The organism is Vibrio sp. ER1A (assembly GCF_000733315.1).
Classification (GTDB): Bacteria; Pseudomonadota; Gammaproteobacteria; order Enterobacterales; family Vibrionaceae; genus Vibrio; species Vibrio mediterranei.
The window spans coordinates 29,944-42,827 of record NZ_JPJA01000001.1; the positions used below are offsets into that span (position 1 = coordinate 29,944).

The following is a 12,884-nucleotide window of genomic DNA, read 5'->3' on the forward strand; positions in this document are numbered from 1 at the left end:
TGGAGAAAATCTCATGCGTCAACCTGTAGTTATGGGTAACTGGAAACTCAACGGCAGCAAAGCAATGGTAACTGAGCTGCTAACTGGCCTAAACGCTGAACTTGAAGGCGTAACTGGTGTAGACGTGGCGGTAGCTCCACCTGCACTATACATCGACCTAGCAGAGCGCGTAATCGCTGAAGGCGGCAACAAGATCATTCTTGGTGCACAAAACACAGACCTAAACAACAGCGGTGCATTCACTGGCGACATGTCTCCAGAAATGCTTAAAGACTTTGGTGCTTCTCACATCATCATTGGTCACTCAGAGCGTCGTGAATACCACAACGAATCTGACGAGTTCATCGCTAAGAAATTTGCTTTCCTAAAAGAAAATGGCCTGAAGCCAGTTTTCTGTATCGGTGAATCTGAAGCTCAAAACGAAGCGGGCGAAACTGAAGCAGTTTGTGCACGTCAAATCAACGCAGTAATCGACGCATACGGTGTTGAAGCGCTAAACGACGCTATCATCGCATACGAGCCAATCTGGGCTATCGGTACTGGTAAAGCAGCAACAGCTGAAGATGCGCAACGCATCCACGCTTCTATCCGCGCTCTAATCGCAGAAAAAGACGCTGCAGTTGCTGAGCAAGTAATCATTCAATACGGTGGTTCTGTTAAGCCAGAGAACGCTGAAGCATACTTCTCACAACCAGACATCGACGGTGCTCTAGTTGGTGGTGCATCTCTAGATGCTAAGAGCTTCGCAGCAATCGCTAAAGCAGCGGCAGCAGCAAAAGCTAAGTAATCGCTTATCGCATTACTGAAAAACAGGCTCATTCGAGCCTGTTTTTTTATGCCTTCATTTTATTGAGGCAAATAAAAACCGCGACTTAAGCCGCGGTTTTTATCTTTAGAATAGCAGTAAGTTAGAACAACTCTTCTGCAACCTTGAATAGGTCATCGCGAACTGGACGCTTCATGTTCTCGATCGCATCAATGATGTCATGGTGTACCAATTGCTCTTTCTGGATACCCACACAACGACCACCATGACCTTCCATTAGAAGGTGTACTGCATAGTTACCCATGCGAGACGCTAGTACGCGGTCAAACGCAGTTGGACGACCACCACGTTGGATGTGACCTAGAACCGTTGCACGAGTTTCACGACCAGTTGCAGTCTCAATCTCTTTAGCCAGCTCGTTAGCATCCATCATAAGCTCAGTCAGCACGATGATAGCGTGCTTCTTACCTTTCGCAATACCGTCTTGGATATTGTTGATAAGCTGATCTTTGTTCAAGCCAGTTTCTGGTGTGATGATGTACTCACAACCACCAGCAATCGCAGACATAAGCGTTAAGTCACCGCAGTGGCGACCCATGATTTCGACGATTGAGATGCGTTGGTGAGATGAAGACGTGTCACGTAGACGGTCAATCGCATCGATAACAGTGTTCAGTGCTGTTAGGTAACCAATTGTGTAGTCAGTACCTGCGATATCGTTATCGATAGTGCCTGGTAGACCAATACATGGGTAACCCATTTCAGTCAACTTCTTCGCACCCATGTACGAACCGTCACCACCGATAACTACTAGAGCATCGATACCGTGCTTCTTAAGGTTTTCAATCGCTTTTTCGCGGACTTCCACTTCTTTAAACTCTGGGAAGCGTGCAGAACCTAAGAAAGTACCACCACGGTTGATAACGTCAGAAACGCTTGAACGATCCAGTTTTTGGATGCGGTCTTCATACAGACCTAGGTAACCGTCGTATACGCCGTATACTTCTAAATCCGCTGACAAAGCCGTACGAACTACGCCACGTACCGCAGCATTCATACCTGGTGCATCACCACCACTTGTCAAAACACCGATTTTCTTAATCATGCTCACCCTCGATTTGGCAATCTAATTTCAATTTTGAGTGTACCGCCTAGTAGCGACACACGGAATTTGTTGTTATTGCTACGATTTTTCGATGTGTTCCCCAAAACATCACCGACGTAACTTTATTACTTATGTAAGAGTATTACAGTTTATAAGAACTATTGTGTTGATTCACATCAGAATCGCACTTTTTTATCATGAGCCTTGATAATAGACAATCGATTTTGAAGTTGCCATTCTCAATGCTTTCACAGTCACTTTTGTTTACGTATTGGTTACCAGCCCTGCTCTTTTTGCTGTTTTTCTTCCGATAACACAACAGAGTATGGATCTTGATGGATAATGACATCCGCTTCAGGAAACTCCAGCATCAATCGCTCCTCTGCACAATCGGCAATTCTATGAGCGTCGATCAGACGCAAGTTATCATCTAACTCTAAATGCAGTTGAATAAAACGCACTGGCCCAGACATTCGTGTTCGCAGTTGGTGGACGCCGATGACACCTTCAACCTCATTACACACTTCTCGAATTCTGACGAGTTCTTCTTCAGGAAGCTGTCTATCAAGCAATGACTGTATTGCTTCATAAGCCATCTTAACGGCGCTTACCAGTATGAAGATACCAATGCCAATGGCAAATACTGAGTCTGCTTGACCTATACCATACCAACTCAAGGCGAGCGCGATCATAATAGCGGCGTTCATATACAAGTCAGTTTGATAGTGTAACGAGTCCGCTGCTATCGCCTGACTGCCTGTTTCGCGCACCACGTATTTCTGAAATGCAACTAAACCAGAGGTGACCACTAGCGCAAAAAAGCTGACATAAATACCTAGCTCAGGCGAGTTCAATTCATGAGGTCTAAAGAAACGATCAACGCCGTTTAAGATAAGAAAGCAAGCGGAACCAGAAATGAACATGGCTTGTGCTAGAGCAGCTAACGACTCCGCCTTACCGTGTCCAAAGGTATGTTCTTTGTCAGCAGGTTGCAGTGAGTAGCGCACCACCAGTAAATTAACCACTGATGCTGCAATATCTAGTAGTGAGTCGATCACTGACGCTAGCAAACTAACAGAACCTGTTATCCACCATGTAACCACTTTGGTAATAAGAAGGATAGTCGCGATCGTGGTAGCAGCCCATGCTGCGGTAGTCACCAACTTAGCGTAGTTGCCCTTTGTCATGCTTGCACTCGTTCCCTGTCTTGTTGCTAACACGGTATAAGTATACTGATAAATGATGACAAAAATAGAAAAAGCGTGCTGGATGTCACACAAAATAGTGACAAATATTCGGACGAGGCTCTGAGGACAAAATTCTTTGATGCGTCGTATAAACGAAAGCCCCTCTGACTAAAAAGCTCATAGGGGCTATATATTATCGAACCAAGAACTCGTTATGGTTACTGAGCAGCACGCTTCTCCGCACGAGACTCCATTTTAGAGAAACACTTTTCCATTCGCTCTTGCTGAAGCTCTTTGAACTTCACTTTTTGCTCTGGCGTTAGAATATTAAGCATTTCGTGTTGCTTCTCAAGCATTTGAACACGACGCTCTGTTTGTTGCTGTACCATTTCTGAAGCCAGAGCGTTCGCTGCATCCACATCAAAATTGTCAGCAAGTACTAGATCTTGCATCTTTTGTTGGCGAGCTTGCATTTCCGCTTTCTTAGCAGCAAAGTCACCAGAGAATTTCGCTTTCATTGCTTCTTTGTTTGCCTGACGAAGTTCTTTCATTTGCTCTTTCTGTGCATCCGTCAAGTCAAGTTCACGGAACATACGCTTACCATCGAAGCCACCGCACATCCCTTCGCCGCCTTTACCATGATGACCACCTTTGCCACCACCGTATGCCAATGCGCTTGCTGAACCTAGTGCTAGTGGAAGAACCGTTGCAGCGATAACCAGTTTTTTTGAAAATTTCATAATCTTTACCCTTATGTGATTCATACCATGGCTGCCTCTGCAGCGCTTGAGTATAGAATAGGGTCTGGTGAGTAAAGTAACGTACAGTGAGCGTAAAGAATCGTAAAGATCGCTTTTTCTGATATTTAACGCTTTATTATTACAGGGCACAGGACAAGATAGAGGTAGTTTATGGCACACATACTTATCATTGATGACGATACCGAGCTAACCAGCTTACTTAAAGACATCTTGAGCTTTGAAGGATTTGAGATCTCTGAGGCTAATGACGGAATCGCCGGATTAGAAGCAATGCATCAGGATATCGATCTGGTATTGATGGATGTCATGATGCCACGGCTCAATGGTATGGATACCCTAAAGAAACTACGCGAAAAGTGGGAAACCCCTGTTTTGATGCTGACGGCTAAAGGTGAGGAAATAGATCGTGTTATCGGTCTAGAGCTTGGCGCCGATGACTACTTACCGAAACCGTTTAGTGATCGAGAATTGCTCGCTCGCATTAAAGCGATTCTTCGTCGCACTCAATCTAAGCCAGAATCAGCCGCTACTGATTGCCTGTCATTCGACGACATTCAAGTTTTCCCAGGCAAACAAGAAGCTCACTGCCAAGGGCAGTTACTAGACTTAACGACTACAGAATTTGCACTGTTACACTATTTCGTACAAAAACCAGGGGAGACCTTAACCAAAGAGTCTCTCAGTCTTGATGTGCTAGGGAAAAGGTTGTCTGCTTTCGATCGCGCCGTCGATATGCATGTCTCGAATTTACGTAAAAAACTCCCAGAAAAAGCCGATGGCAAACCACGTATCAAGACACTGCGTGGACGCGGATATTTGTTGGTTAAGGAATAATGATGAAACTGCCCAAGATAACCAGCCTTTATGGCCGTATCTTTGCCATATTCTGGTTTACCATGTTATTGGTCCTCATTGCGGTGCTTGCTTTACCGCACCTTGATCCGCGCGTCACTAAAGAGATTTCCGGAGAGCCACTACAACAGTTATTGTCCTTAAGAGATAAAGTAGAAAAACGTTTTGAAGGACAAACCAACCTTGGGCGTATTATCTATCAGCTTGATAAACCTGAACCTAAACATATGGGTAACCGTAAGCCACGTAGCCCAAGTATGTTTATCGTTGATAAAGAAGGTAACATTCTCAGCACACAGAAACACCCGGATTTTAAGACCAAAATCCTCAAGAATTTTATCACCTCTGTTGACTCATTCGATACACCAATGCAGAAACTGTATGGCCGCTACATGCTCGCAGGTCCCGTTCCGATTAAACTAGCCAAACAAGATTTTTATCTGTATATCGGCTTACGTTGGACAGAGCCGCCACCGTTCTTGCTGCGAATGTTTGATAAGCCATTCCAACTGCTATTTGCCGTGATGGCGGTCAGTACCCCACTACTCTTATGGCTCGCATGGGCATTAAGCCAACCCGCGAGAAGATTAGAGCGTGCAGCGAAGCGAGTGGCAAATGGTGAGTTCAAGCAGGATCCTGAGTTGGAAAAAGGCACATCCGAGTTCAAGCAAGCAGGCAGCAGCTTTAACCAAATGGTAATGGCCGTGAATCAAATGATCTCTGGACAGCAGCGTTTATTGTCCGATATTTCTCATGAACTACGCTCGCCACTTACTCGCTTGAGAATGGCAACGGCACTCGCAACTCGTAAGCAAGGTGAAAGCCAAGAACTGTTGCGTATTGATACTGAAGCTCAACGATTAGAACAGATGATTGGCGAGCTTTTAGAACTGTCACGCATGAATACTGACAGCCATGTCACACGCGAGTCACAACCAGCTAGCAGCTTATGGGAGGAGATCTTCAGCGATGCTGAGTTTGAAGCAGAGCAAGTAGGCAAGACCTTACGCTTTACCACTATCCCAGATGTCACAGTCACTGGTAACCCGAAACTGCTCATGAGCGCTATTGAGAATATTGTAAGAAATGCCATTCGTTACGGTACAGCCACCATTGATATCACCCTGTCTACTCATAAAGAGACATTGCTGATTACTGTGGAGGATGACGGCCCAGGCGTACCAGATGACGAGCTACAAGATATTTTCCGTCCGTTCTACCGAGTATCAACGGCTCGCGATAGAGACTCCGGAGGCACGGGTTTGGGACTTGCTATAACACAGAGCGCAATCTTGCAGCATAGTGGTCAGATAACAGCATCGCGAAGCCATTTAGGTGGTTTAAAGATGCATGTCGAGCTCCCGCTATAAAGTCGGCACGAAACTGACATTGTATTTATACTCAAATAGGCGCGGTATGTGGTAGCCTCGACGTCTTGCTCAATACACAGAATAAAGAGAACTCAGCCGATGAAAATCTTCAGCAACTTTGAAAGTGGCAATATCCAAGTCGTCAAAGCCGATGACAAAGATGATATCCAACTTAAAATCGTCAACGACAATCAGTCAGAATTTTATCAGTGGTTTCACTTTCGCTTGGAGTCAACACCTGAGCTAGCACATACCATTAAGATCATAGACTTAGCTAAGTCAGCCTATCCAGAGGGCTGGAAGGGATACGATATTGTCGCGTCCTACGATCGTGAGGAGTGGTTCCGTATTCCTTGTGACTTTGACGGTGACACCTTGAGCTGTAGCTTCCTTCCAGAGAGAAGTTCAATGTACTTCGCTTACTTTGCTCCCTACAGCTACGATCGCCATCTCGACTTATTGCACATGGCTCAAAACGAGCACCACTGCACCCTTGAAACTCTAGGCCATACTCTTGATGGTAACGATATGTCGTTGCTAACGTTTGGTGAGCCAGAAGAAGGTAAGAAGAACATTTGGATCATTGCACGCCAGCATCCAGGTGAGTCTATGGCGGAATGGTTTATTGAAGGCCTAATTCAGCGTCTTGTTGATGACAGCGACACCGCCGCTCAAGCCTTACTTGAGCAAGCCGTTGTGTATGTGGTACCAAATATGAACCCAGATGGCAGCATTCGCGGCCACCTTAGAACCAACGCAGTAGGCGTGAACCTTAACCGTGAATGGCAAACGCCTTCTATGGAACAGAGTCCTGAAGTCTATCTAGTACGCGAACGTATGCTGCAAACCGGTGTGGATATGTTCCTTGATATTCACGGTGACGAAGCAATTCCATACAACTTTGCTGCTGGCTCTGAAGGGATCCCATCTTATGATGAGCGCTTAGCATCACTGGAATCGGCGTTCAAACAGGCACTACTGACTATCACACCTGAGTTCCAAGACGACTATGGCTATGATAAGGATGAACCGGGCAAGGCTAACCTAACGGTTGGCTCTAATTGGGTTGCTGAGCAATTTAAGTGCTTGTCTTACACTATTGAAATGCCATTTAAGGATAACAACAACTATCCCGATCCTTTCTACGGTTGGTCACCAGAGCGCAGTATTATGTTTGGTCATGACATGGTAGCGGCAACGCTAGCTGTGACGGATAAGCTTTAATCTCGCAGTTAGAGTATCTCGTCACTTCTGCCTGCGCAGAGGCGACGATAATTGGGGTTACGACATACTCTATAACATAGTCATTCCTGTATAGACAGGAATCTACTTGAGGCTTGATGCGCGCTATGGGTAGATCCCCGCCTTCGCGGGGATGACGACAATTTTAACTACGACGTACTCTACAACGTCGTCATTCCTGTGTAGACAGGAATCTACTTGAGGCTTGATGCGCGCTATGGGTAGCTCCCCGCCTTCGCGGGGATGACGACAATTTTAGCTACGACGTACTCTACAACGTCGTCATTCCTGTGTAGACAGGAATCTACATGAGGCTTGGTGTGCACTTTGGGTAGCTCCCCGCCTACACGGGGATGACGATAGTTTTCAGGATAACGATAGGCTTGAAGGATGCCGTTCTTTTTACTCTTCAGGTATACTCATCTCATTGTTTAGTATGAGTCTACAACCAATATGTTTGATATCGCCCTTTACGAGCCAGAAATTGCTCCGAATACCGGAAACATCATCCGACTTTGTGCCAACTGTGGCGCGAACCTACACCTAATCGAACCGCTTGGTTTTGATTTAGAAGAGAAGAAAGTGCGTCGCGCCGGTCTCGACTATCATGATCTAGCTCGCGTCAAACGTCATAAAGACTACGCCGCCTTTATCGCTTACCTTGAAGAGAACAATCCGAGCTACCGCTTATTTGCTTGCACCACAAAAACCACCGGCCATCACACGGATGCGAAGTACCAGCAAGGTGATGTATTGCTATTTGGACCAGAGACCCGCGGTCTGCCCGCAGAAGTGATTGAAAGTCTACTGATGGAGCAACGCATTCGCATTCCGATGATGCCAGATGCGCGCAGTCTAAACCTATCTAATGCGGTGGCGATTATTGCCTATGAAGCGTGGCGACAGTTTGGTTTTGAAGGGGCGGTTTAAGCCCTTTTTAGCGAGAGCGTTAACCGAGCCTGAAATTCAGGCAATAAAAAACCCAGCACTAAGCTGGGTTTTCAATACGTAACAAGAAGAAACTAATCAATTACTTGATTTTAGCTTCTTTGTACATAACGTGTTGGCGAACAACTGGATCAAACTTTTTGATCTCAAATTTGCCTGGCATGTTACGCTTGTTCTTGTCAGTTGTGTAGAAGTGACCAGTACCAGCAGATGATACTAGACGAATTTTCTCACGAATGCCTTTAGCCATTGCTTAATTCCTCTTATACGTTCTCGCCACGAGCACGGATATCAACAAGAACAGCATCGATGCCTTTCTTATCAATAATACGCATACCCTTAGCGGTCAGACGTAGTTTAACAAAGCGTTTTTCGCTTTCTACCCAGAAACGATGAGTTTGTAGGTTCGGCAGAAAACGACGCTTGGTAGCATTTCGTGCGTGTGAACGGTTGTTACCCGTTACAGGACGCTTACCAGTTACTTGGCATACTCGGGACATGAATGTCTTCTCCAAATCGTTTCAGCTCGATATCAACCTTGGTGGCCGAACCTCAATTATAAGAGGCCATAACCATTATGGAATACCCATACAAGGCTATCAAAGGTCGCGCATTATACTAACTTGACATGCATTGCTCAAGACCCGAACAGATCCTTTTTTAAGAATTTGCTGATCTTTTTCACTTTGAGCTGATGTTGGTTGATAATTTAGTGCGCGAATCATAGCAGAAAATCACCAAAACAAAAGCTCTGTATCACAGTTATTACAATAAAATGTACTTTCTTCTATTTAAGCAGTTAAATCCAGCCTCTTTCCGCAAAAGAGACCACTTCCCCATCCCCCACGACAAAATGGTCCAAGATTCGAATATCGACTAAGCCGAGCGCATCAGCTAAACGTCTAGTGATACGCCTATCGGCCTGACTAGGCTCTGCCACGCCCGAAGGATGATTGTGAGCAAGGATTAAAGCCGCCGCATTATGATGCAGAGCGCGCTTTACCACTTCCCTAGGATAAACAGACGCAGCATCTATCGTACCTTCAAACATTATTTCATCGGCAATGACACGATTCTGGTTGTCTAAGAACAGAACATAGAAAGCTTCTCTATGCCTATCTCGCAGCACACTCATTAAATAGTGTTTAGTCTGCTCTGGACTATTTAAACTATCTCCTCGCTGTATGGTCTCACATAAATAGCGCTGGCTCATTTCCAACACAGCTTGCAACTGAACGTATTTTGCCAGCCCCAACCCCTTACGTTGACAAAATGCCTCCTGACTAGCAGTAAACAGAGATCTTAAAGAACCGAAATCTGACAACAAAGCATCTGCCAGTTGCACGACATTCATGCCTTTTGTTCCAGTACGCAGAAAAATGGCAAGCAGCTCAGCATCACTCAGAGCATGACTGCCTCTATTTAGCAGCTTCTCTCGAGGTAATGATTCACTAGGGAGATGTTTTAGAACCATGATGGATAGTTAAAGTAGAACTTAGGTCTCTGCTTTATTACTTAGTTAGCAATAAATAGACAGGTGGCAACAAGTAAGCTGCGAATCAATACTCGTTAGTATGTAACTGCGCGGTTTATCAAACAGCAGTTTTGCAGGTAAGCCCCTTGAAAGTGGCGGGACATCAACGCATTTGCTATCTTAGCCGCAGAAAAATTTAAGGAGCTGGTTATGCAAACATTAGCTGGAAAGAAAATACTATTGGGCATTAGCGGTGGTATCGCAGCCTACAAATGTGCAGAGCTAACGCGTCGACTCATCGAGCGCGGCGCAGAAGTGCAAGTCGTCATGACGAAAGCGGCCAAAGAGTTCATTACCCCTCTCACCATGCAAGCCGTCTCCGGCAGACCAGTCTCCGATAGTTTACTCGACCCTGCTGCCGAAGCTTCCATGGGTCATATTGAATTAGCTAAGTGGGCTGACCTTGTTCTTCTAGCCCCAGCAACTGCCGACCTTATTGCTAGAATGTCAGCGGGTATGGGGAATGACTTACTGTCAACGCTGGTTCTGGCTACCGATGCTCCTGTTGCCGTATCACCGGCAATGAATCAACAAATGTACCTTAACGTAGCAACCCAAGAAAACATCGCCACACTCGCACGTCGAGAAATGATGATCTGGGGACCTGCCGCTGGTGAACAAGCCTGTGGTGACGTTGGCCCAGGACGCATGCTTGAACCAATGCAATTGGTCGAGAAATGTGAGCAGTTCTTTGGTCCTAAGACATTGTCAGGCAAGTCGGTTGTGATCACCGCAGGCCCAACTCGTGAGGCTATCGACCCTGTCCGTTATATTTCTAACCACAGCTCTGGAAAAATGGGCTTCGCTTTGGCTCAAGCAGCACAGCAGCTCGGTGCTGAGGTTACGTTGATTTCAGGTCCAGTTTCTCTCCAAACGCCAAATGGAGTAAAGCGCATTAACGTTGTCAGTGCCGAAGAGATGCATCAAGCGGCTATAGCCAATGCCACCCATCACGATATTTTCATTGGCTGCGCTGCTGTAGCCGACTATCGCCCTGTCGATATTGCCGCTCAAAAAATCAAGAAAACTGCAGATAACGATGATATGCATATCACTATGGTGAAGAATCCTGACATCATTGCCTCAGTGGCATCGTTATCGGCGTCACGTCCTTTTACTGTAGGCTTTGCCGCTGAGACACAAGATGTCGAGGCGTACGCCTTAGATAAGCTACAACGTAAGAATCTGGATATGATTTGTGCAAATGATGTATCTATCGCTGGTCAAGGCTTTAACAGTGACTCAAATGCGATTACCGTATATTGGCAAGGCGGTAGCAAGTCATTAGGCAGCGCAATGAAAACTGAGTTAAGTCACGCCATTTGGGAAGCTATCTCAGAGCAGCTAGCATAAATCTAATGAGACAAGGTGGCACACACTGTTTGTGTTACTCATAGGCAAACTGCTTATCACAGAGTGCCTTTCCGTTAATGTACTCTCCAAAACAGAGATTGTTACACAGTTCAACCATTTACCATGTTGAACTGTGTAGTTATAAGCCGCTTAGGTACACTAACAGATCTACTTATGGGCGATATCGTGCTGAAATTGGCATGCAGTAATCAAAAGGAAAAGGATTTATGTCCGCTACGAAAAAGTCGAATAGAAAAGAGGAAATCCTTCAAGCACTCGCTCAAATGCTTGAGTCTAATGAAGGAACATCTCGCATCACCACCGCAAAGCTTGCCAAGCAAGTTGGGGTGTCTGAAGCAGCCCTCTATCGTCATTTTCCCAGCAAAGCCCGTATGTTCGAAGGGCTTATCGAGTTTATTGAAGAATCTTTAATGTCTCGAATTAACCGCATTCTCGATGAAGAAAAAGACACACTGACACGTATTCGTCTGGTGCTTCAATTGATTCTCGTTTTCTCCGAGCGCAACCCAGGATTAAGTCGCATTCTTTCTGGTCATGCTCTAATGTTTGAGAATGAACGATTACGCGACCGAATTAATCAGCTTTATGAAAGAATTGAGACATCTTTACGTCAAATCCTTCGTGAGCGCAAAATTCGCGAAGGTAAAAGCTTCCCCGTTGATGATAAAATCCTAGCAGCACAACTGCTTGGTCAAGTTGAAGGTAGCTTAAACCGCTTTGTTCGCTCTGACTTTAAATACACGCCAACGTCCACGTTTGATGAATACTGGGCGTTACTCAAACTACAATTGCAGTAAACCGAATGAAAACAGATAAAAAGCCAGACTTTACCTTATCGTTACTTCATCCTAAATATTGGGGAGTATGGTTCGGGTTTGGTCTACTGGCGCTGATTGTAAATTTGCTTCCTTATTCTCTCCTCCTCAAACTAGGCCGAGGTTTGGGCAAATTTGGGATGCGCTATGGTAAGAAAAGAGCGAAAGTTGCTCGGCGAAATCTTGAGCTCGCTTTTCCTGAGATGAATGAGCAAGAGCTTGATACTTTTGTCGAAGAGAACTTTAAAAACTCTGGTATGGCTCTGATTGAAACGGGAATCACCTGGTTTTGGCCAACATGGCGCTTTAAGCGTATTTTGGTTGCAAAAGATATCAGTGCGCTTGAAAAGCATGAAGTTGAAGGTAAAGGTGTACTGCTGTGCTGTGTACATGCGTTAAATCTCGAAATTACCGCTCGAGCTTTCGCAGTGTTAGGGCTTCCTGGTTACGGAGCTTATCGTCCTCACAGTAACCCCGCGTATGAGTTCATTCAATACCGTGGAAGAACACGTAATGGTAATAAACTGATCTATCGAACTGACCTGAAATCGATGATCCGCGTTATGCGTCAAGGCCATCGTTTGTTCTATTTACCTGATCAGGATTATGGTCACAATAAGTCAGTGTTTGTTCCACTATTTGCGGTCAAAGAAGCCTGCACAACAACAGGAACCAGTATCCTAGCATACACCAGTAAGTGTGCCATTGTTCCTGGGTCAGGTTTTAGGACTAGCGAAGGCAAATATGAGATCATCGCTGCTGAATCCATAGAAGGCGACTACCCTAAGAAAGATGAGACTGCCGCAGCCGCTTACATGAATAAGTATGTTGAGCAAATTATCCTACGTGCGCCAGAGCAATGGTTGTGGATGCACAAACGGTTCAAATCGCTGCCAGATAAAACTCTTACAGACTCAAGGTATCAATAAG

At 45.4% G+C, this 12,884-nt stretch carries 14 protein-coding genes; 8 read left to right on the forward strand and 6 right to left on the reverse strand.

Annotated elements, in window-relative coordinates; all coding sequences use genetic code 11:
• The first annotated feature begins 13 nt into the window (after window positions 1–13).
• A complete protein-coding gene (gene tpiA, locus HW45_RS00175) occupies window positions 14–787 on the forward strand; it encodes a triose-phosphate isomerase (protein ID WP_006075481.1) in 774 nt (257 codons plus the stop codon).
• Between the two features lie 121 nt (window positions 788–908).
• Here the strand turns inward: tpiA and pfkA are convergent, their stop codons facing one another.
• The 3 genes from pfkA to HW45_RS00190 form a co-directional block, all read right to left on the reverse strand.
• Window positions 909–1,871, reverse strand: coding sequence for a 6-phosphofructokinase (pfkA, locus tag HW45_RS00180; protein ID WP_038223819.1), 963 nt, complete (start codon window positions 1,869–1,871; stop codon window positions 909–911).
• 275 nt (window positions 1,872–2,146) lie between these two features.
• A complete protein-coding gene (fieF, locus tag HW45_RS00185) occupies window positions 2,147–3,058 on the reverse strand; it encodes a CDF family cation-efflux transporter FieF (RefSeq protein ID WP_038223820.1) in 912 nt (303 codons plus the stop codon).
• A gap of 218 nt (window positions 3,059–3,276) precedes the next feature.
• Window positions 3,277–3,798 carry a CpxP family protein gene (locus tag HW45_RS00190; protein WP_038223821.1) on the reverse strand — a complete coding sequence of 174 codons (522 nt, stop codon included), beginning with the start codon at window positions 3,796–3,798 and terminating at the stop codon, window positions 3,277–3,279.
• A 171-nt stretch (window positions 3,799–3,969) separates the two neighbouring features.
• On the opposite strand from HW45_RS00190, the gene HW45_RS00195 reads away from it, so the two are divergent.
• From HW45_RS00195 to trmL, 4 genes are all read left to right on the forward strand, one after another.
• Entirely contained in the window at window positions 3,970–4,653 is a 684-nt protein-coding gene (locus tag HW45_RS00195) for a response regulator (protein WP_038223822.1), read from the forward strand.
• A 2-nt stretch (window positions 4,654–4,655) separates the two neighbouring features.
• Window positions 4,656–6,041, forward strand: a complete 1,386-nt coding sequence (cpxA, locus tag HW45_RS00200; protein ID WP_038223824.1) for an envelope stress sensor histidine kinase CpxA — start codon at window positions 4,656–4,658, stop codon at window positions 6,039–6,041.
• 99 nt (window positions 6,042–6,140) lie between these two features.
• Window positions 6,141–7,265, forward strand: a complete 1,125-nt coding sequence (locus tag HW45_RS00205) for a M14 family metallopeptidase (RefSeq protein WP_038223826.1) — start codon at window positions 6,141–6,143, stop codon at window positions 7,263–7,265.
• 471 nt (window positions 7,266–7,736) lie between these two features.
• Entirely contained in the window at window positions 7,737–8,213 is a 477-nt protein-coding gene (gene trmL / locus HW45_RS00210) for a tRNA (uridine(34)/cytosine(34)/5-carboxymethylaminomethyluridine(34)-2'-O)-methyltransferase TrmL (RefSeq protein ID WP_038223828.1), read from the forward strand.
• Between the two features lie 100 nt (window positions 8,214–8,313).
• Here trmL and rpmG read toward each other — a convergent pair whose 3' ends face one another.
• The 3 genes from rpmG to radC all read right to left on the reverse strand — a co-directional run bounded on the left by rpmG (window position 8,314) and on the right by radC (window position 9,705).
• Window positions 8,314–8,481, reverse strand: coding sequence for a 50S ribosomal protein L33 (rpmG, locus tag HW45_RS00215; RefSeq protein WP_002535344.1), 168 nt, complete (start codon window positions 8,479–8,481; stop codon window positions 8,314–8,316).
• Window positions 8,482–8,494: 13 nt separating this feature from the next.
• Complete coding sequence (gene rpmB / locus HW45_RS00220; protein ID WP_004728407.1) at window positions 8,495–8,731, reverse strand: 50S ribosomal protein L28; 237 nt, start codon at window positions 8,729–8,731, stop codon at window positions 8,495–8,497.
• A gap of 299 nt (window positions 8,732–9,030) precedes the next feature.
• Complete coding sequence (radC, locus tag HW45_RS00225; protein ID WP_038223829.1) at window positions 9,031–9,705, reverse strand: RadC family protein; 675 nt, start codon at window positions 9,703–9,705, stop codon at window positions 9,031–9,033.
• Window positions 9,706–9,915: 210 nt separating this feature from the next.
• Here radC and coaBC point away from each other — a divergent pair, with 210 nt between their 5' ends.
• The 3 genes from coaBC (at window position 9,916) to lpxL (ending at window position 12,883) form a co-directional block, all read left to right on the forward strand.
• Window positions 9,916–11,118, forward strand: a complete 1,203-nt coding sequence (gene coaBC / locus HW45_RS00230; protein ID WP_038223831.1) for a bifunctional phosphopantothenoylcysteine decarboxylase/phosphopantothenate--cysteine ligase CoaBC — start codon at window positions 9,916–9,918, stop codon at window positions 11,116–11,118.
• A gap of 227 nt (window positions 11,119–11,345) precedes the next feature.
• A complete protein-coding gene (gene slmA, locus HW45_RS00235; protein WP_006075426.1) occupies window positions 11,346–11,936 on the forward strand; it encodes a nucleoid occlusion factor SlmA in 591 nt (196 codons plus the stop codon).
• 5 nt (window positions 11,937–11,941) lie between these two features.
• Complete coding sequence (gene lpxL / locus HW45_RS00240; protein ID WP_038223833.1) at window positions 11,942–12,883, forward strand: LpxL/LpxP family Kdo(2)-lipid IV(A) lauroyl/palmitoleoyl acyltransferase; 942 nt, start codon at window positions 11,942–11,944, stop codon at window positions 12,881–12,883.
• The last annotated feature ends 1 nt before the right edge of the window (window position 12,884 follow it).